Below are 18,971 nucleotides of genomic sequence, written 5' to 3'. Positions count from 1 at the left end.
AAACCTAGCCGACCAGCGCCCCGACGATGAAGGCCACCAGCGCACAAGCTGTGCCCACCAAAACCGTCTCGCCTACGCAGCGCAGCAGCCCTTCGCGGGTTGACCACCAGCGCATCAGTCCCAAGGCCACCAGTGCACCGAAGGTCGCGACAACCGACAGAAGGAAGGTTGTGTCGGTGGCATCCATCAGGAAATAGGGCACCAACGGCGCCGAGCCAAACAGCACAAAGGCAAGGAAGGTCACCAGCCCGTCGAGCGCTGGAGACACCTGCCGCATATCGTGCATTTCCAACTCGTAGCTCATCATCAGGTCGGCGACCAGTTCGGGACACTTGATCAGCTTGTCCGCAACCTCGTGCGCTGCCTTTTGCTCCATGCCGCGTTCGGTCATCATCTGCACCAACTCGGCTTGTTCGTGAGCCGGATTGGTTTCCAGCTCGTGATAGACGAATTTGCGCTGGCTGAGATAGATGTCCTTTTGTGACCGGGTGGAGAGAAACTCCCCAAGCCCCATGGAAACGGCATCGGCAAACAGGTTGGCAAGGCCAAAGACCAGAACGGCAATGGCCCCGATCTGGGCCGTGCCTTCGGCCTGTGCGCCCGCAAACCCGGCGACAATGGCAAAGGTGGTGACAATGCCATCATTGCCGCCATAGACGATCTGCTTCAGAAAGTCCTGCACCTGCCCCAGATTGTGCACCTCGCGGCGGTGCTGTTCCCAATCGATCTTCATACTGAGGTCCTCGAAAAGCCCGTGGTTGAGAACAGTCTAACCGCCCCGCAAGGCGCTGACATTGATCCAGCGCCAAAGGGCCGACTTGCCGTTCGGTCCTTGGCTTTGGCTTAGCAAAAATTGCATGGGCAATTGAATGAGGTGGATTGCCTCACGCAGAAAGGAATAGGCTGCAGGACACTTAACCTTCGCGCCACTTGATCGAGCAGCCCATGCTGGGCGACTGGTCTTGTGGCCCTTGTCCGGTCTTGGCAATGGCCAGCATGGCATTGACCAGCTCCGGTGTGCGCCCTGCCGCATCCTCCATGCGCGCATCGTCCAGACGGCCGCGATATTGCAGCTTGCCGTCTGCATTCAAGCCGAAAAAGTCCGGTGTGCAAAGCGCACCATAGGCACGACCCACGGATTGATCCTCATCGATCAAATAGGGGAAGGGGAAATCATGCTTGGCGGCAAATTCGATCATCTTGCCCGGTGCATCGTCAGGATAGTTGGCATAATCATTGGACATCACCGCAAGCACGCCAATGCCATTGTCCTGCAGAACTCGGGCATCAGCCGCCAGCCGGTCGGCGATGGCCTTGACATAGGGGCAGTGATTGCAAATGAACGCGATCAACAGTCCCTTATCGACATAATCCTGCATCCGGTGCGCCTTGCCATGGGCATCTTTCAGTGTGAAATCCGGTGCGTCCCAGCCAAAATCGCAAAGAGGGGTATCCAGCAACATGATCTTGTCTCCTTCTTGTCGCCTGTCCCGGCGGGGCAATCCCGTGGTCAGACAAAACGGCTGGGGGGATAAGCCGCATCAGCGTCGCTGACAAGGGAAGGGTCACCCGGCAAGGCAGGCTTGTTCAGTCCGATCTCCCTGACAATGTCGGCGATCTGCATCAATTGTTCAAGCAAAGGATTGGTCTTGCGCCAAACCATCCCGACGGTCCGCATGGGCCGTGGGTCCGGCAGATGCGCAATCGAAACCGCTGCCGAGCGCACTTCGACGCCGACCGCCATTTCCGGGATCAGAGTGACGCCGATTCCGGCCCCGACCATTTGCACCAATGTGCTCAGTGAGCTGCCTTCCATCAGATTGCGTGGTAACACCGCATTGCTTGAACAATAGGAAATCGCCTGATCACGGAAACAATGGCCTTCCTCGAGCAACAGCAACTGCATTTTCCTCAATCCGTCCGGTTTCGGCACCGGTTTTTCCACATCGGCGGCTGAGCGCAACAGCACGAACTCCTCGTCAAACAAAGCTTCCTCATGCAAGGAGCTTTCCGACAAAGGCAGCGCCAAAATGGCGGCATCCAACCGCGCTTCGAGCAAATCCTGCACCAGAACAGGTGTTTTCGCCTCCCTTGGCCGCAATTCAAGGCCGGGCAGGCGTACGCTCAGCGTCTTGATGATGTCTGACAGCAAGTAAGGGGCGATGGTTGGAATGATGCCAAAGCGGAATTGTCCCGAATAGGGACCGCGGGCGGCGCGGGCGAGATCTTCCAACTCCCCCACCGAGCGCAATATCGCTTGCGCCCGCTCCGCAAATTCCACGCCGAGCCCGGTCAGATGGATCTGTCGCGATCCACGCTCCACCAAAGGCACGCCCATCAACTGCTCGAGCTCACGGATCTGCACCGACAGGGCCGGCTGGGAAATGGCGCAGTCTTCCGCGGCCCGACCAAAATGACCGTGTCGGGCCAGAGCATCGAAATAACGCAGATGTTTCATGGAGATCCTGTTCATAAGAAAATCTTATCAGCCAATTCAGAAAATGCAATTTTAAATTATCACATTCCCTTGCTAGTGTGGATGCAATCAAAACGAGATCTGCGCGCGCATTACGCGCAGGCGACCAACAGACCAGCTGCGACATGCACCAAGTAAGCTTGTAACGGAGGACCCGATGGATCAGAATAAAACCAACACAACCGGCAAATGCCCGGTCATGCACGGAAGCAACACGGAAACCAGCAAGTCAGCGACGAGCTGGTGGCCCAATGCCCTCAACCTCGATATCCTGCATCAGCATGACACCAAGACCAATCCGATGGATGACGGCTTCGATTATCGCGCAGAAGTCAAGTCTCTGGACGCGGCAGCCGTCAAGGCCGACCTCACCGCTCTGATGACGGACAGTCAGGACTGGTGGCCTGCGGACTGGGGCCATTATGGCGGCCTGATGATTCGTATGGCCTGGCACTCTGCCGGTACCTATCGTCTGGCCGATGGGCGCGGCGGCGGCAGCACAGGCAACCAGCGCTTTGCGCCTCTCAACTCCTGGCCGGACAATGTCAACCTCGACAAGGCCCGTCGCCTGCTCTGGCCGATCAAGAAAAAATACGGCAACAAACTGAGCTGGGCCGACCTGTTGATTCTGGCTGGCAACGTGGCTTATGAATCGATGGGGCTGAAGACCTTTGGCTTTGCTTTTGGTCGCGAAGATATCTGGCATCCGGAACAGGACATCTATTGGGGTGCCGAGAAAGAATGGCTGGCACCAAGTGACGAGCGTTATGGCGATTTGGCCAAGCCGGACACCATGACCAATCCGCTCGCAGCCGTACAGATGGGCCTGATTTACGTGAACCCGGAAGGGGTGAACGGCAATCCTGATCCGCTTGAAACCGCCAAGCATGTTCGCGAGACCTTTGCCCGCATGGCAATGGATGACGAGGAAACCGTCGCCCTGACTGCCGGTGGCCATACGGTTGGCAAATGCCATGGCAATGGCGATGCCGACTTGCTCGGCCCGGACCCCGAAGCCGCAGATGTCGACGCGCAAGGCCTCGGCTGGCACAATCCTAATGGCTCCGGCCACGGCCGCCAGACCGTCTCGAGCGGCATTGAAGGGGCATGGACCACCAACCCGACCCAGTGGGACAATGGCTATTTCTACCTGCTCTTCACCTATGATTGGGAACTGAAGAAAAGCCCGGCCGGTGCCAACCAGTGGGAGCCGATCAACATCAAGGAAGAAGACAAGCCTGTTGATGTGGAAGATCCCTCGATTCGCTACAATCCAATCATGACCGACGCCGATATGGCGATGATCAAGGATCCGGCTTATCGTGAAATTTCCGAACGCTTCTACAAGGATCCGGACTATTTCTCCGAAGTCTTCGCCCGCGCTTGGTTCAAGCTGACCCACCGCGATATGGGACCAAAAGTCCGTTATATCGGCCCGGAAGCGCCTCAGGAAGATCTGATCTGGCAGGATCCGATCCCGGCAGGCAGCACCGCCTATGATGTTGAAGCCGCAAAGGCGAAAATCGCCGCCTCCGGTCTCAGTGTCACTGACATGGTGTCCACCGCCTGGGATAGTGCTCGCACCTATCGTGGGTCCGACATGCGGGGCGGAGCCAATGGTGCCCGCATTCGTCTGGCACCACAAAAAGACTGGCAGGGCAATGAGCCGGACCGTCTGGCCCGCGTTCTCTCGGTGCTGGAGCCAATTGCCGCCGAAACCGGTGCCAGCGTTGCCGATATCATCGTGCTGGCCGGCAATGTCGGCATTGAGCAGGCGGCCAAGGCTGCAGGCCATGATGTAACCGTGCCATTCGCACCGGGGCGCGGCGACGCAACCGACGAGATGACCGATGCACCATCCTTCGATCCGCTCGAGCCGGTTGCCGACGGCTATCGCAACTGGCAGAAGGCCGATTATGTGGTCTCGTCTGAGGAACTGCTGCTTGATCGCACCCAATTGATGGGCCTGACCGCCAAGGAAATGACCGTACTGGTCGGTGGCATGCGTGTCATTGGCACCAACTATGGTGGCACCAAATATGGGGTCTTCACCGATCGTGAAGGGGCGCTGACGCCAGACTTCTTCGTCAACCTGACCGACATGGCCTACACGTGGAACCCGAAAGAGGGCAATCTCTACGAACTGCGTGACCGCAAGACTGGTGCGGTCAAATGGACTGCCACCCGTGTTGATCTGGTCTTTGGGTCCAACTCGATCCTCCGGTCCTATGCAGAAGTGTACGCGCAGGATGACAATGAGGCCAAGTTCGTCGCCGACTTCGTGGCAGCATGGACCAAGGTGATGAATGCCGATCGCTTCGATCTTGAAGCCTGATCATCCATCGGGCAGGCCTCAGGATCCGCCCGGGCGCTGGCTCCGCAATAAACAGCGCCCGGGTCTTATCCCGACATAAAAAAAGCCCGGACGGGGAACCGTCCGGGCTTCGTCTTTTGGGAAGTGGGGCACGCGGCCCCAAATCCGATCCTAGGTGAACCAAGCGATGAAGAAGCCGGCGCAAACAGCGGTGCCGATAACACCAGCTACGTTTGGACCCATCGCATGCATCAGCAGGAAGTTGCCTGGATCGTACTTCTGACCAACGACCTGGCTCACACGAGCAGCCATTGGCACAGCAGACACACCGGCCGAACCGATCAACGGGTTGATCTTGTCCTTGCTGAACTTGTTCATAACCTTCGCCATCAGAACACCACAGCCAGTTGCGATACCGAAAGCGACAACACCCAGAGCAAGAATGCCGATGGTCGAGCCGTTCAGGAAGGCTTCGCCGGTCATGGTGATACCGACAGAGGTGCCAAGGAAGATGGTCGTGATGTTGATGATCTCGTTCTGCGCAGCTTTGGTCAGACGTTCGGTAACCTGGCTTTCACGCAGGAAGTTGCCGAGCATCAGCATGCCGATCAGAGCAGCAGCCGCAGGAACCAGCAGGATAACAACAACGGTTACCATGCCTGCGAAGATCAGTTTCTCAAGACGGGAAACCGGACGCAGGGATTTCATGCGGATCATACGCTCTTCAGGCGTGGTCAAAGCGACCATTACCGGTGGCTGCAGCATAGGCACAAGTGCCATGTAGCTGTAGGCGGCAACAGCGATCGGAGCCATCAGGTGCGGAGCCAGCTTGTTGGCCAGGAAGATGGAGGTTGGGCCATCGGCGCCGCCGATGATACCAATCGCGCCAGCTTCTTGAGGCGTAAAGCCGATGGCAATTGCACCCATGAAGGTTGCGAACACGCCGAACTGTGCAGCAGCACCGAGCAGCAGGGTACGCGGGTTAGCGATCAACGGACCAAAGTCCGTCAGAGCACCCACGCCCATAAAGATGATGGGCGGGAAGATCTCGAACTCAACACCCTTGGAGATATAGTAGTACAAACCACCAGGGTGATCGCCGTGAGGCAGGTTCACCAGACCCTGCGTTGGCAGGTTGGCCAACAAGGCGCCGAAAGCGATTGGGATGAGCAGGAGAGGCTCAAATTCTTTTGCGACTGCAAGATAGAACAGCAGGGCGATGATAGCCCACATGACCATCATTTGCCATGTGACATCACCGATTGCGGTCATGTGGAAGAGCTGCTCGATCCGAGACATCTCCGCCGCAGCCGCCGCCGGAGCAGCAGCCACGGCCTGAGCGGCGTGGTCGACTGCTTGCGTTACGGTTTGGGTTGTTGCAGACATGATTGGATTTACCTCTCAATCATGAAAGAGTTACGAGGGCCTGACCCTCGGTCACGGAAGCGCCAGCAGCAACGTTAACGGCAGCAACAGTACCAGCGGCAGGAGCGGTAATGTTGGTGTTCATTTTCATTGCTTCCAGAACAACGAGGGTGTCGCCGGCAGCAACCTGCTGACCAACAGAAACCTCTACGCTAACCACGGTACCAGCCAGAGGAGCTGGAACGCCACCGGCTGCAGGAGCAGCAGCAGCAGGAGCCGGAGCGGCAGGAGCAGGAGCTGGAGCCGGAGCAGCAGGAGCTGGGGCAGCAGCAGGAGCCGGAGCAGCTACAGGAGCTGGTGCCGGAGCAGGAGCGGCGGCAGGAGCTGGTGCAGCAGCACCGTCTTGATCTTCCACCGTTACATCGTAAGCGATGCCTTCAACAGTGACACGCAAGCGTTTCATAGGATTATCCTCTTTTCGTAGTGGTTGCGCGACCAGCAACTACGGTGGTCGGAATTGGAGCGCCCCAGCCGTGGCGGGTTACGTGGCTGGAATAGATCGAGTTACGACCTTCGGTTGGCCAAGCAGACACTTCGTGAGCAGGAGCTGCAACGTTGGTGACAACGTAGCTACCGCCAAGAGTGGAGGCCACAGCCGCAGCGATTGCGACCAGATGATGAGGTGGTACACCGCTCGTAGGAGCCGGTGCCGCCGGAGCAGCGGGAGCTGGAGCAGCTGCAGCTGCTGCATCTGCTCCCCCGAATACTGCTGCAGCTTTTGCCTTGATGGCAGCGTTGGTAAAGCAATACCCAATCGCCGCACATGCTGCCCAGAGGGAAGCCAAGGCGACCATGACAACGCTAAAGCCCGTCAGGATCAAACCAATTGCATCAGCAAACATAGATATGTCCTTTGATTAGAGCGGAATGTTACCGTGTTTCTTCGGCGGACGAGTTTCACGCTTGGACATCAGACCGCGCAGAGCCAGAGCAACTGCACCACGGGTTTCGCGTGGCTGGATAATGTCGTGAACGTTCAGGCGACCAGCGGACAGGTAAGGCGTTGCGAACTTTTCGCGATATTCTGCGGCCAGTTCTTTTGCCTTAGCGACCTTGTCGTCGGCTTCCTTCATTTCCTTACGATACAGGATGTTCACTGCACCCTCAGCGCCCATAACGGCAACCTCAGCGGTTGGCCAAGCGATGACACGGTCAGCACCCATATCTTCAGAGCACATTGCCAGGTAAGCACCGCCATATGCTTTACGCATGATGATGGTAATTTTCGGCACGGTAGCAGATGCGTAAGCAAACAGCATTTTTGCGCCGTGGCGAATGATGCCCATTTTCTCCTGGTTCACGCCAGGCAAGAAGCCAGGGACGTCAACGAAGGTCAGGATAGGAATGTTGTAAACGTTACAGAAGCGAACGAAGCGTGCTGCTTTGTCCGAAGCGTCGATGTCCAGGCAGCCAGCTTTGACTTTTGGCTGGTTGGCAACGAAGCCGGAAACGATACCACCGACACGACCGAAGCCGATGACGAGGTTGGCAGCGAAATGCTCCTGAATTTCCAGGAAGTCACCATCGTCGGCAACGCGCTTGAGAACGTCGCGGCAATCGAATGGTGCTTTTGGATCTTCTGGAACCAGTTTGTCGAGTTCCACGTCATCCTTGATCTGCAGATCCTGCTCGATGCGATGCGGAGGATCCATCATGTTGTTGGATGGCAGGAACGACAGCAGACGATGAACGGTTGCAACAGCGTCCGCATCATTTTCTGCGATGAAGTGGATGTTACCGGAAACCGAAGCATGAGCCATCGCGGAACCGATATCGTCCATGGTGCAGACCTCACCGGTCACAGCACGGATAACTTCAGGACCACAGATGAACATCTGCGCATTTTCGCGGGTCATGATGATGAAGTCGGTCAGCGCAGGGCTGTAAGCAGCACCACCAGCACAAGGACCGGCAATAACGGAAATCTGCGGAACAACACCAGACAACAGCACGTTGCGATAGAAGACCTGACCGTAACCGGACAGAGCGCCAACCGCTTCGTGAATGCGGGCCCCGCCGGAATCGTTGAAGCCAACGACCGGAACACCAGCTTTCACAGCATGATCCAGAGATGCACAGATTTTCTTCGCGTGCATTTCACCCAGGGAACCGCCGACAACGGTGAAGTCCTGCGAGAATGCAGCGACCGGACGTCCGTCAACAAAACCGGTACCAGTGATCACACCGTCGGTAGGGATGGATTTGCCTTCCATGCCGAAGTTGCGAGTGTTGTGCTGGACATGCAAACCAAATTCTTGGAATGTCCCTTTGGAGAAAAGGGCTTCAAGGCGCTCGCGGGCGGTCATACGACCTTTCGCGTGTCTTTCGTCTGCCTTTTTCTGACCGCCACCTTCAAGGGCTGCGGCGCGCCGTTTCTCCAACTCGTCTGCGAGAGTTTTGGAAATCGCCATAATATAACCGTTTTGTTTGAGCGCGACCAACCGGTCGCTTCGTTTTCTGAGGAAAGAGCGGGACCTCCCGCGGGCATCTCTGCATCACTTGCATGTTGCGAAGATCCTCAACAACTAAAGTCTTAGCCCCTTCGCCCATGACATTATAGGATCGAGATCAAATCCAGAAATAGACGAAAGGCTAAAAATGGAGGGTCAGGCCGATTTAAATAAGTGAAAATACTTAACTCAAAAAGAAAACACACTTGCGAAGCGTGAATAAATTCTTTCTTTAACGTGAGCGTAAGGCCCCGGTTCCCTTAGGGGAAATCGCAATCAGAGGCATTTGTTCGCCAAATTGTGAGTCCAAAGGTCCCTTCGCCCAAAGGAGAGGCCTTAATGATTGCTGACTCACTCATGAATCAATAGCTGTCTCCAGAATACAGCGCTCCAAAAGGCGCTGCTCAAATATGTCGACGAGCCCCACATCGCTCAGCCTCGGTCCCTTGTTGCACACAAGGGAGGCTCCGAACAAAGCCTTGAAGACCAGATAGGGCGGTTGCCAGTCGACCACCTCATCCATCGCCGTGCGGATTGCGGCAAAGCCAGCCGCCACCTGTTCCAGACTTTGTGGGCTTATCAATCCGGCAATGGGCAGCGCCAGCGCCGCGATCACAGCGCCATCCCTGACCACCACCGAACCGCCATCCATATCCCGTAAGGCATTGGCAGCAATTGCCATATCGGTGCTGTCGCGTCCAAAAACCGTGAGGTTGTGGCAGTCGTGAGACACGGTCGAGGCATAGGCTCCGCACCAGTGTCCCCAATGCTCCATGAAGGCCACCCGCACCGGGCTATACTGCCCGTGGCGATTGACGATTGCCATGCGCATCATGTCGTCCGGCAGCGTCAGCACATCCTTGTGGATCGGCACCCACCGCTCGCCCCAGTCGGGAAACCGTGGTTTGGACAGAGTGGCGATTCGGGCACGGTCACCCTTTGCCGCAATTTCGAAGTCGGATGGAGAAAAGAGGTTGGTCTTGACGGAGTCGCCAAGCGGCCGGTTTTCATCGTCCGGGTGCACTGTGCCAGTGTCGGTGCTGCGGGCAGGTGATTCTGTTGCGACTGTGGGGCCAAAAGCGGGCTTTTTGATTACGTAACCGTCAGATATGACGTATAGGGAAGATACTGTTTTGAGATCATCCATCAAGAGCAGATCCGCCCGCTTGCCCGGCGCGATCAGCCCCAGATCCGGTCGCCGGATTCGCGTCGCTGCATTGAGGGTCGCTGCCTGATAAACCCACCAGACCGGTAGGTCTACTTGCATCAGCAGACGCATCATGTGATCGAGCGCGCCCTTGTTGAGAAGGTCGTCGGGAAAGACATCATCGGTACAAAGGGTCACTGTCTGCGGCATATGTCCCAGCGACAAAAGGGCTTTTGCAAAGTCGGGCAGCAGATATTCATGCGAGCCGCGCAGCTCGACCGTCATGCCTGCTTCAAGGCGGGCCATCAAATCGTCGGCGGAGGAAAGCTCATGATCTGTTTCGATGCCTGCCGCCGCAAAGGCCGACAGATCCCGCTCGGACAGGCCTCGAGCATGGCCGCAAATCCGTTTGCCACTGGCAAGTGCGGCGTCGACGATATCCTTGACCCGCGGCTCACCGTTGATCAGCGGCTGCATGGTCATCAGTTCCGCCGCACCATGAATGTCATCACGGGCCAGCAATGAGGCAATCACATCCGCGTCGAAATCACCACCGGCCACCTCATATCCGGGGGCCGAGGGCACGCAGGTCGGGGCCAGTGTGAGAATCCGCAAAGGGGCATCGCGCGCCGCATCCAACGCATAAGTCATGCCGTCCAGACCGGCGACATTGGCCAGCTCATGCGGGTCCCAGACAATCGTGGTGATGCCGCGCTGATGCGCCGCTTTTGAATATTCCGCCGGTGTGATCATCGAGCTTTCGATATGCATGTGGGTATCGATCAGCCCCGGCACGGCATGAAGACCCGTCGCGTCAATCTCGGTTCGCGCTTTGGCGACAGCATCGGGCGTGTGGACCGAAGCAATCAGCCCGCCAACAAGACCAATATCGGCCAACCGTTCCCGCCCCGTGACCATATCGAGCACGGTCGCATTGCGGATCAAAATGTCAAATGGCTCTGTGCCCTTGGCAGCAGCGACGGCTGCACCACGCAGTGCCGGGTCTGTGAGATCACGATCAATGGCCATGGTTGCGGTCCTGACTTAAAGCACCAAGGCATTGACCGGACAAATCAGCTGGTGCTGCCGTCGCAAGTCGTGTCCGACTGGTGGATGTGGGGTCAAAGTGGGTGGCACCATAATGGCTTCCCCGCTCTGTGGTCACATGCATATGGGCGGGGAGAAAGACAAAGGATGCCGGATCCAGATGGGCAAAGGCTGCCACCGGATCATAAATCGACATACTTTCGCGTCCCCGTTCCTGTGCGATTTGGAGATAGCCGCCCAACAGATCAGCCGTCAATTGGTCACAAGACGGACAATCAGCAGCCGTGAACTGCACCTTGCGGCACAGGGTGAGGTCGATCACGTCAAATGGAAGACCTGATTGGGCGACAATGGAGACAGCTTCCGGGTCGGCAAATGCATTATATTCGGCATGGGGGGTATGGTTGCCCGGCCCGTTGCTGCCGCCCATCCAGACGAGCCGGGTAATCTTCGCGGCGGCTTCCGGTGCGACTTCGATCAATCGGGCGATGTTGGTGAGCGGCCCAAGCGCCAATATGTCCCGCGTCTCACCCTCTCTGGCGCTTTCGAGCCAGTTGATGAGTGCAGGAAGGGCTGGTGGGAGGTCTGCGTCGCTCGGCACTTCGGGCAATTCCTGCCCCAAACTGCGCATGCCTTTGGGACCGAGAATGGCTGTGGCGGTTTCCGCCTCACGCACCAAGGGTCTGTCTGCGCCAACAAACAGCGGCAGCGACAGCCCATAGGCCAGATTGGCACCAAGGGCATTGGCTGTTACCTGAGAGAAGGGCGCATTGCCCGCCACCAACGACACGCCAGCAGGCGCGACATCGCGCGTCTTCAGGATCAGCAAGGCCCAGAGGTCATCAAATCCAAAATCCGTATCCACCCACAGCATCGCGTCAGGCTTTCAGTGGGCGGGCGGTATCGAGTGGCAGATCAAAAGCAATCATGTCGCCCAGTTTGGCAGATAAACCAATCGGCGCTTCTGCCTTGATCGGCCCCAATGGGCTGTCGATCACATATTCCCGGCAGTCTCCGGCAAAGGCTGTGCCGAGGATTTCGCCTTGATGCGGCCCGCTGCCCACCTGCACGCCTCCCGGACGCCAGGCAAGGATCGACGCAGCCGAATTGCCCGCGAAAGGCAGCCGTCCCTTGTCGGACACCAAAGCCCCGTCCTCCACGCGAAAGATATTCTCAAAGCCGATAAAGTCGGCGGCGAAGGCGGTTTCCGGACGTGCATAGAGATCCTCCGGCGTGCCGATCTGCTCAATCTTGCCATCGCGCATCAAGACGATTCGATCCGCCATGCCCAACGCTTCGGCCTGATCATGGGTGACAAAGACCATCGTGATGCCCGTCTCGCGCTGAACTCGTTGCAACTCGGTGCGCATCTCCAGCCGCAGCCTTGCATCGAGGTTCGACAAGGGTTCATCCAGCAACAAAACCTTTGGCTCCATCACCAGCGAGCGGGCCAGAGACAGGCGCTGCTGCTGGCCACCGGACAGCTCTGCCGGTTTGCGCTTCTCAAAACCCGAAAGGCCGACCTTTTCCAGCACGACGCCAACTTTGGACTGGATTTGCTTGTCAGCCAGCTTTTGCAGCCGCAAGCCAAAGGCGGCATTTTCAAACACGCTCAAATGCGGAAACAGGGCATAAGACTGGAAGACCAAACCAATGCCCCGCTTGTTGGCGGGCATGCGGGTGACATCCACGCCATCAATATGAATGCTGCCGCTCGTTGGTGGCATCAAGCCGGCAATCGCCCGCATGGTGGTGGTCTTGCCACAGCCGGAAGGACCAAGCAGGGCGATCAGCTCCCCCTTGCGCACCGAAAGATCGAGATCGGGCACGGCAATCGACTTGCCATAGGACAGGGTCAGACTCTGAAGATGGACAAACTGATCAGACATAACGAGAGAATCCCAAAAGGCGCTCAGCGGCAAAGACAATGGCGAGCGACATAAAAGCGAGCAGGGCGGACAGGGCTGCGACCGACGGGTCATAGGTGATCTCCATATAGGAGAGCATGTCGATCGGCAGGGTTCGCACCCCGGGTCCGGACAGGAACAGCGACACCGGCACCTGATTGAAGCTGGTCACAAAACCCAGAATGAAGGCTGCCAGCACGCCGCCGCGAATGTTCGGCAACACCACCTTGGTGAAGGCCTGCAGCCGGGTGCAGCCAAGCAGCACGGCGGCTTCTTCCATGTCCGAGCGCAGATTATGCAGGCTCGAGCTGACCACCCGCACCGCATAGGGCAAAACCAACGCCGTATGGGCCAGAAACAGCGCCAGCGTGATGCCGAAATTAAGCGGCACCACCAAATAACGCAGCAAGGCGAGACCGACAATGATGCCCGGCACGATGATCGGCGCGGCGACAATGGTGCGGATCGTTTCTGCTCCGGGCAGTTTGTAGCGATTGAGTGCATAGGCCGCCGGAATGCCGATCAGCAAAGCGGTCAATGTGCCAAACACCGCAAGGAACAGGGACAGGGCAAAACTGGCGCGGAAGCTTTCGACGGTGAAGACCTTGGCATACCATTTGAGCGACAGGCCATCAGGTGGAAAGGCCAGAAAATCCCCTGCCGAAGCGCCAGCAAAAATGATGATCAGAAACGGGCCGATCAGAAAGGTCAGCGTCAGGCCCAATATGGCCCAGTTGGCAAACTGTCTCATCTCAGGACCTCCGCGCCGTTGCGATCCGCTTGAGCAGCAGATTGGTGGAGAAGGACATGACGATCAGGATCATCGCGATCACGCTGGCCGAGACAAAGTCATTCGACACATTGACCCGCTGGTAGAGCAGGGTTTCGAGCATCAGAACCTTGGAGCCACCCAGAATCGCAGGGGTGATATAGGCGGTGAGAGACCCGGTAAAGACCAGTGTGCCGCCAATCACCAACCCCTCCTTGGTCAATGGCAGGATGACCTTGACAAAGACCTGCAGCCAGTTGGCCCCCAGAACCCGGGCTGCCGGGATCACGTCGCGCGGGATATTCTCCATCGAGGACACCAGTGAAATGATCATCAGTGGCAGGAAGAGTTGCAACAGCCCCAGAAAGACCGCGGTTTCGGTGAAAAGCAGACGGATCGGTGTGTCCGTCAGACCCAAGCCGACCAACGCGTCATTGACGATGCCCGTACGCCCCAGAATGACAATCCACGCATAGGTTCGCGCCACCGGCGAAATCATCAGCGGCAACACAACGAGACCAAATATCTGCCCCCGTGCCTTGGCCTCCAGATTAACGATGCAGAAAGCGGCGGCATATCCGATGATGGCTGCCGTTCCGGCCACCATCGCACCGAGCTTTAGCGTGCGCAGGAACACCGTTTGGTTCAACGGTTTGGCGAAAAACTCAAAATAGGCCGACAGCGACCAGCCGCCGTCGGACCGGAAGGCCTCGGACAGCAGGATGGCAACTGGCACCAGAAACATCAGCAATGCGAACAAAGCCGCTGGCATGGCAAGGGCAAGCCCTTGCCGTTGATCAAGAAACATCTATGGACCCTTGGGAAAGTCAAAAAGGAAGGAAGGGACTGCGTCTTGATGCTGCCTCTTCCCTCCCTTGCTGGTTTTCTATTTGATCGCTTCAGTATTCCACTGCTCGACCCACTTGCCGCGGTTGTCGATGATTTCGCTTGGCGGCAGAATGTTGAGTGAGTTGATCAGATCAGCGCCATAAGTCAGGTTTTCGGCGACTTCGTCGCTGACCTTGACTTCCATATTGGCCGGGCTGTCGATCAGCGCCTCGGCAATCCGGGTCTGAACCTCGGTCGAGAGCCAGTAATCCATGAACTGATAGGCCAGCTCTTCATTGCCATTGCCTTTGGTCATGATCATCACATTCATGCCACCGGCCTGTCCTTCTTTCGGGTTGGCCCAGGCGAAGGGCAGTGGCGAACCCTTGAAACGGCTCCATGCGAAGCGACCCACAGGTGCGGCAATCACTTCTTCCTGATTCATCAGCTGCGCCAGCTCCGAGGAGCGGGAATAGAAGGTGACAATCTTGTCGGACGCCTTGCCGATATCACTGATGGTCTTGGAGAAATCACCACCCTGATCATTGGCCTTGTTGAGCATCATCAGCGTCAATGGGCCTTGGGTGCCGGTGATGTTGGGCAGGGCCACATTGTTGGCAAGCTTTGGATTGGTCAAGAGGTCAGCCCAGCTGTCAATCGACACCAGATCCTTGCGATAGACAATCGAGCTGGCATAAAAAGTGTAGCCAACGGCCTGACCATTGCCCAGCGGATCCTGTGCAGAAGGATAGAGCTTGGACATGTTGGAGAGTTTGGAGGCATCCAGATCGGCAATCAGATCCTTGCGCGCCAGCGCAAGGGCGTCATGGGAGGAAATGACAGCCATGTCGATCACCGGTTTGGCGGCATTGGCCTCGATTTTTGCCATGCGCTCGACCGAATTGCCGGTTTCCACCACCAGATCACAGCCGCACATCTCTTCAAACGGATCATAAAGGGCTTTTTTGTAGGCATCCTGAGCAAAGGAATAGACCGAAATGGTCAGGGTCTTGTCGGCAGCGTTTGCCGCCGGAACAAGGGCCACGCTCGCCGTCGCGAGTAGGGCAGCCGTAAGGAAGGGCTTCATGATCATGTCTCCTGTTGGGAAGGTTTTTTGGGTCTCGAGGTGGAGTCTCTGGCAACCAGATGCATGGGAATGGTTTGGCCGGGTTCGGGTGGCGCTGCAAGTGGGGGCGTGTCTTTCTTGGCCGCCAAGCGTTTGCAGCGTTCGTCGATCTGGCTGGCGAGAAAGGCAACAGCCTTTTCCGCGATGGTTTTGGCATCCTGTGAAATCGTGGTCAGTGGCGGATACATCAAGCGCCCGAAGGTCGTGTCGTCAAAGCCCGTGAGGCTGACATCCTCAGGCACATTCAGGCCCATTTCCATCAACAGCGAGCGGACCTTCAGCGCCAGCATGTCAGAAGTGGTCAAAATGGCCGTTGCGCCATCCTTCACAATCTGGGGAAGGGCAGCCAAACCGGCATCCCCCCATTGGATTTTCAGCTCGGTCCGGCCATCCAGCACCGACTGCATACCCGTGATCCTGTCGCGCTGCACCTCGGAAACCGGGTCCTCGCCGAGCAGGGCGACATGTCTGTGGCCCAACTCAAAAATGTGTTGGGCGATTATCACTCCGCCGCCACGATGATCGGACGAAACCGTGTTTTGCGGGTCAGACGCCGCGTTGATAATCGCCATCGGCACGGAGACCGGGGCTGGCGACGTTCCCCTTTGCGGCACGATGATCAAGCCATCGATGCCGCGGCTCACCAACCGCTGCATGGCCTGTTGCTGCTCTGTGGCACTGCGGCGGGAATCGGCTATCAGGATTGCCAGATTGCGGTCCTCTGCGGCCATGGACAGGGTTTGGGCAAGATGCGGAAAGAGGGGGTTGGTCAGGTCTGGCATCACCAGTCCGAGAATGTTGCTGCGCCCGCTTTTCAGGGCAATGGCAGCAGAACTCGGTCGATAACCCAGCTCCTCGGCCCGCGCCTTGATGCGTCCGACCAGCTTTTCAGAGACGCGTCCTTTGCCATTCAATGCGTTGGATACGGTTGCAGCCGTGACGCCCACATCAGCTGCAATGTCCTTGATACTGACCATAGTTCCCCACTCGTCCGGTCATGGACGGACTTATATTCAAACGACAAATTTCTATAATTAAACGTTTAATCAAGGTACTATTCAATAAAAATGTGACAAGTGCCACCGAAAACAGACGATACCGCAGGATGGGCCACGAGGAAAGCATACGCAAGATCAAAAAAGATAAGGCGTTCCAAAGCATTGACTCTGCGTCAATCCGCCATGTGGATGAGCGAGCGGGGCAAAAGAAAAACCCCGGAAAGGCTGTTGCCTGTCCGGGGTGATTCTGGAATCGCACTTTGGGCGAGACTAGTTGAACAGCTTGGCGCGTTCTTTCAGCTCATCCAGATTGGGCTCATCTGGATCCCGTGGCAAACCGGGATGGATGATGCTGACCTGACAGCTTTCGGCCGCTTCGACCAACTGCCGATAGCTGCCCGCATCCGGATCGGCGATATAGGCCTGCAGATTGTCGTTATAGCCAAACAGCCGGTCATTGATCTGGCGGCATTCGTTGCAGGTAGTGCAACGAGGCGTTTCGATCCATGGGCTGCCTTCGGATGGCGCATCTGCTTCCTCGGCTGCTTCAACGATCGGGTCCACTGGTGCGCTGGACAATGTGGGAGCCACTGGGGCTGTCGGTTCCGAATTGGCCTGCTCTCGGGCCAAATCCTCACGCTTGACCCGTTCGGCTGCCAATGCCGCGAGAGTGTGGGAATTGTTGATCCCAGCCATTTCCTGCAGCCGGTTCCAGCCGTCAAGGCATTGCCGTGCAGCGCTGGAGATCTTGTCATCCACCACAATTCGAGCCATTTGCAGATCATCGTCGACCCCCAGAACAAAGGGGCGGCGAATGTCGTCGCTGTTGAGCGGCACCTTCATCCATTCGGCAAAGGCAACCATGTCACCGCTCCAGCCTTTCTTGCTGACGGGATGACAGAAGCGGCGATAGCGCCGGTCACACAGGGCAAAGTCCCCATAGGTGAACTGCACCGACTCGGTGACCGCATTGCCATTCTGGTCCTCAAAGCTGATTTCATGGCTCGGCCAGTCAGCCTCCACTTGCGGATTGGCCGAGAGGTCGAACCGCCCGGCAATATCCCGCCCGGCGGACGGGTCATAGGTGAAGTTGGGGAAGGCCCGGGATTCCGCTGCCGCGGCTGCCAGAATGTAAGGTGCGATCCCCTCAACGGTTTCACTGGCTCCCGAATAGAGGCTGAACATGGCCGGACCGTCATAGGCCATGCCATGCATCAGGGCATCCTGCATCCGGTAGAGGTGGGCGCTGTTGGTCTGCATCACAAAGGCATTGTTCAAGCCCATCGCCATGGCGGCAAGCTTTGGTGTGCCAGCGCCAAACGAGTTGCGCGGCGGTTCCGGTGAGGTTGGCCCCAAAACGTCATCCACCTGAATGAGCACCTTGATCGGCAAACCATAGGCCAGCGCCTCATAGGCCCGGGCCAATTCTGCACTATCCGTCACCCCGTCGCGCAGATAAATCATGGCCGAGGGCAGCAATGCCATTTGTTCAGCCGTCAGATCATGCTCGTCAAAGGTGGCAAAGATCCCGTCATGCAAGTCAGAGACATATTTGTTCTGAACTTCCATTTCGGCAATGGTCAGCGCCTTGACGAACTCGACAACACTGGGAAGGCGCTCCCGATAGGCGTCAAGCGCGCTCGAACAGCTGGTAAAGACATAGCTGTAGCAGATCGCCTTGCCCGGCTCGGTGTAGGACGCCCGACCCGGGCCGAAGAAGGCCTGTGTCTGAAGCACATGAAGCGCATGCTTGATCCGCTCAACCCGGTCTTGTGGCAGCCGGTCTTCCGGTTGCACCCGATGCAGCATATCCGACAACATCGAAAAATCGATCGAGTTGTCAGTGTCCATGCCCATCGCCTTTGACAGGGCATCGGCACTGTGGGCCTCGTCGGACTTCATGTGATCCGACTTCAGGATATCGGTCAGCTTGAGGATCAGGCCGTCTACCTTTTTGCGGAACTGCCGGGCGCGTTTGTGATGCACCTTCTGCCAGGCATGACCAAGGATGCGGTCCGGTGTAGCCGCATCACAGCCGATGACCTTGCCATCGACCGACACTTTCTGTCGGGCCAGATCCATATTGCGATCCATCGGGCCGAAGGGTGCTTCGCCACTCTCGCGCACCAGATCCGCCTCGCAAACCCGCCACAGCTCGGAGAGAAGCTCCTCGCTGCCTTCTGCGACCTTCTCGCGGATCCGTTGTTCCAGCTGCAAGACCTGTTGTCGCATAGCTTCCCCGTCCGGTCCCAATGGCGCGGCGGCTTTCAGGGCATCATCGACAATCCGGCTGAGGGGCCGGATGATTTGCGGAGCATCTTCCCCTTCAACCAACACCAGCGGATAATCGTGCCGCAGGGCGGTCAAATTCCCGTAGCGGGCAAACAAAGCCGGCAACAGGCGGGATTGCGCCCCGGCAGGGTGCGGGTCTGTTGGCGTCTTTGGTGTCATGGGCGCCGCAATGATTTGTGCTTGTGCCATGAT

The 18,971-nt window shown here is 57.4% G+C and carries 16 protein-coding genes; 1 reads left to right on the top strand and 15 read right to left on the bottom strand.

All coding sequences use genetic code 11. The features are described 5' to 3' along the window. Positions 1–4: 4 nt before the first annotated feature. The 3 genes from FDK21_RS11455 to FDK21_RS11445 form a co-directional block, all read right to left on the bottom strand. Complete coding sequence (locus FDK21_RS11455) at positions 5–733, bottom strand: VIT1/CCC1 transporter family protein (RefSeq protein WP_138148596.1); 729 nt, start codon at positions 731–733, stop codon at positions 5–7. Positions 734–914: 181 nt separating this feature from the next. Beyond that, complete coding sequence (locus FDK21_RS11450) at positions 915–1,463, bottom strand: thioredoxin family protein (protein WP_138148595.1); 549 nt, start codon at positions 1,461–1,463, stop codon at positions 915–917. Positions 1,464–1,510: 47 nt separating this feature from the next. Continuing rightward, positions 1,511–2,473: a hydrogen peroxide-inducible genes activator gene (locus tag FDK21_RS11445; protein ID WP_138148594.1), complete on the bottom strand. Its 963-nt coding sequence runs from the start codon at positions 2,471–2,473 to the stop codon at positions 1,511–1,513. 160 nt (positions 2,474–2,633) lie between these two features. Between FDK21_RS11445 and katG the strand changes: the two genes are divergently transcribed. Continuing rightward, a complete protein-coding gene (gene katG / locus FDK21_RS11440) occupies positions 2,634–4,811 on the top strand; it encodes a catalase/peroxidase HPI (RefSeq protein ID WP_138148593.1) in 2,178 nt (725 codons plus the stop codon). A 150-nt stretch (positions 4,812–4,961) separates the two neighbouring features. On the opposite strand, the gene FDK21_RS11435 is transcribed toward katG, so the two are convergent. The 12 genes from FDK21_RS11435 to FDK21_RS11380 all read right to left on the bottom strand — a co-directional run bounded on the left by FDK21_RS11435 (position 4,962) and on the right by FDK21_RS11380 (position 18,968). Next, positions 4,962–6,176, bottom strand: coding sequence for a sodium ion-translocating decarboxylase subunit beta (locus FDK21_RS11435; protein WP_210238752.1), 1,215 nt, complete (start codon positions 6,174–6,176; stop codon positions 4,962–4,964). Between the two features lie 19 nt (positions 6,177–6,195). Then, complete coding sequence (locus tag FDK21_RS11430; protein WP_138148592.1) at positions 6,196–6,618, bottom strand: biotin/lipoyl-containing protein; 423 nt, start codon at positions 6,616–6,618, stop codon at positions 6,196–6,198. Between the two features lie 4 nt (positions 6,619–6,622). Then, on the bottom strand, positions 6,623–7,057 hold the full coding sequence (locus FDK21_RS11425; RefSeq protein WP_138148591.1) for a hypothetical protein: 435 nt from the start codon (positions 7,055–7,057) through the stop codon (positions 6,623–6,625). 15 nt (positions 7,058–7,072) lie between these two features. Further along, positions 7,073–8,626: a carboxyl transferase domain-containing protein gene (locus FDK21_RS11420; RefSeq protein ID WP_114007839.1), complete on the bottom strand. Its 1,554-nt coding sequence runs from the start codon at positions 8,624–8,626 to the stop codon at positions 7,073–7,075. A gap of 394 nt (positions 8,627–9,020) precedes the next feature. After that, positions 9,021–10,841: an adenine deaminase C-terminal domain-containing protein gene (locus FDK21_RS11415; protein WP_138148590.1), complete on the bottom strand. Its 1,821-nt coding sequence runs from the start codon at positions 10,839–10,841 to the stop codon at positions 9,021–9,023. Then, on the bottom strand, positions 10,831–11,724 hold the full coding sequence (locus FDK21_RS11410; RefSeq protein ID WP_171022042.1) for a nucleoside hydrolase: 894 nt from the start codon (positions 11,722–11,724) through the stop codon (positions 10,831–10,833). The genes FDK21_RS11415 and FDK21_RS11410 overlap by 11 nt, the downstream gene beginning before the upstream one ends. Positions 11,725–11,737: 13 nt before the next feature. Next, the gene (locus tag FDK21_RS11405; RefSeq protein WP_138148588.1) at positions 11,738–12,748 is read right to left on the bottom strand and encodes an ABC transporter ATP-binding protein; all 1,011 of its coding nucleotides are present in this window, start codon (positions 12,746–12,748) and stop codon (positions 11,738–11,740) included. Further along, the gene (locus FDK21_RS11400) at positions 12,741–13,517 is read right to left on the bottom strand and encodes an ABC transporter permease (RefSeq protein WP_114007835.1); all 777 of its coding nucleotides are present in this window, start codon (positions 13,515–13,517) and stop codon (positions 12,741–12,743) included. Before FDK21_RS11400 ends, FDK21_RS11405 begins: the two co-directional genes overlap by 8 nt. A 1-nt stretch (position 13,518) precedes the next feature. Next, positions 13,519–14,343, bottom strand: coding sequence for an ABC transporter permease (locus FDK21_RS11395; RefSeq protein WP_138148587.1), 825 nt, complete (start codon positions 14,341–14,343; stop codon positions 13,519–13,521). 78 nt (positions 14,344–14,421) lie between these two features. Beyond that, on the bottom strand, positions 14,422–15,450 hold the full coding sequence (locus FDK21_RS11390) for an extracellular solute-binding protein (protein WP_210238751.1): 1,029 nt from the start codon (positions 15,448–15,450) through the stop codon (positions 14,422–14,424). A 2-nt stretch (positions 15,451–15,452) separates the two neighbouring features. Further along, a complete protein-coding gene (locus tag FDK21_RS11385) occupies positions 15,453–16,466 on the bottom strand; it encodes a LacI family DNA-binding transcriptional regulator (RefSeq protein ID WP_138148585.1) in 1,014 nt (337 codons plus the stop codon). A 291-nt stretch (positions 16,467–16,757) separates the two neighbouring features. Beyond that, entirely contained in the window at positions 16,758–18,968 is a 2,211-nt protein-coding gene (locus FDK21_RS11380; RefSeq protein WP_138148584.1) for a ferredoxin, read from the bottom strand. Positions 18,969–18,971: the final 3 nt, after the last annotated feature.

It is taken from the genome of Cohaesibacter sp. CAU 1516 (assembly GCF_005771485.1).
In the GTDB taxonomy this organism is placed as follows: domain Bacteria; phylum Pseudomonadota; class Alphaproteobacteria; order Rhizobiales; family Cohaesibacteraceae; genus Cohaesibacter; species Cohaesibacter intestini.
Note: the sequence above shows the minus strand (reverse complement) of the source record. Positions and strands in the feature narration are given on the sequence as shown.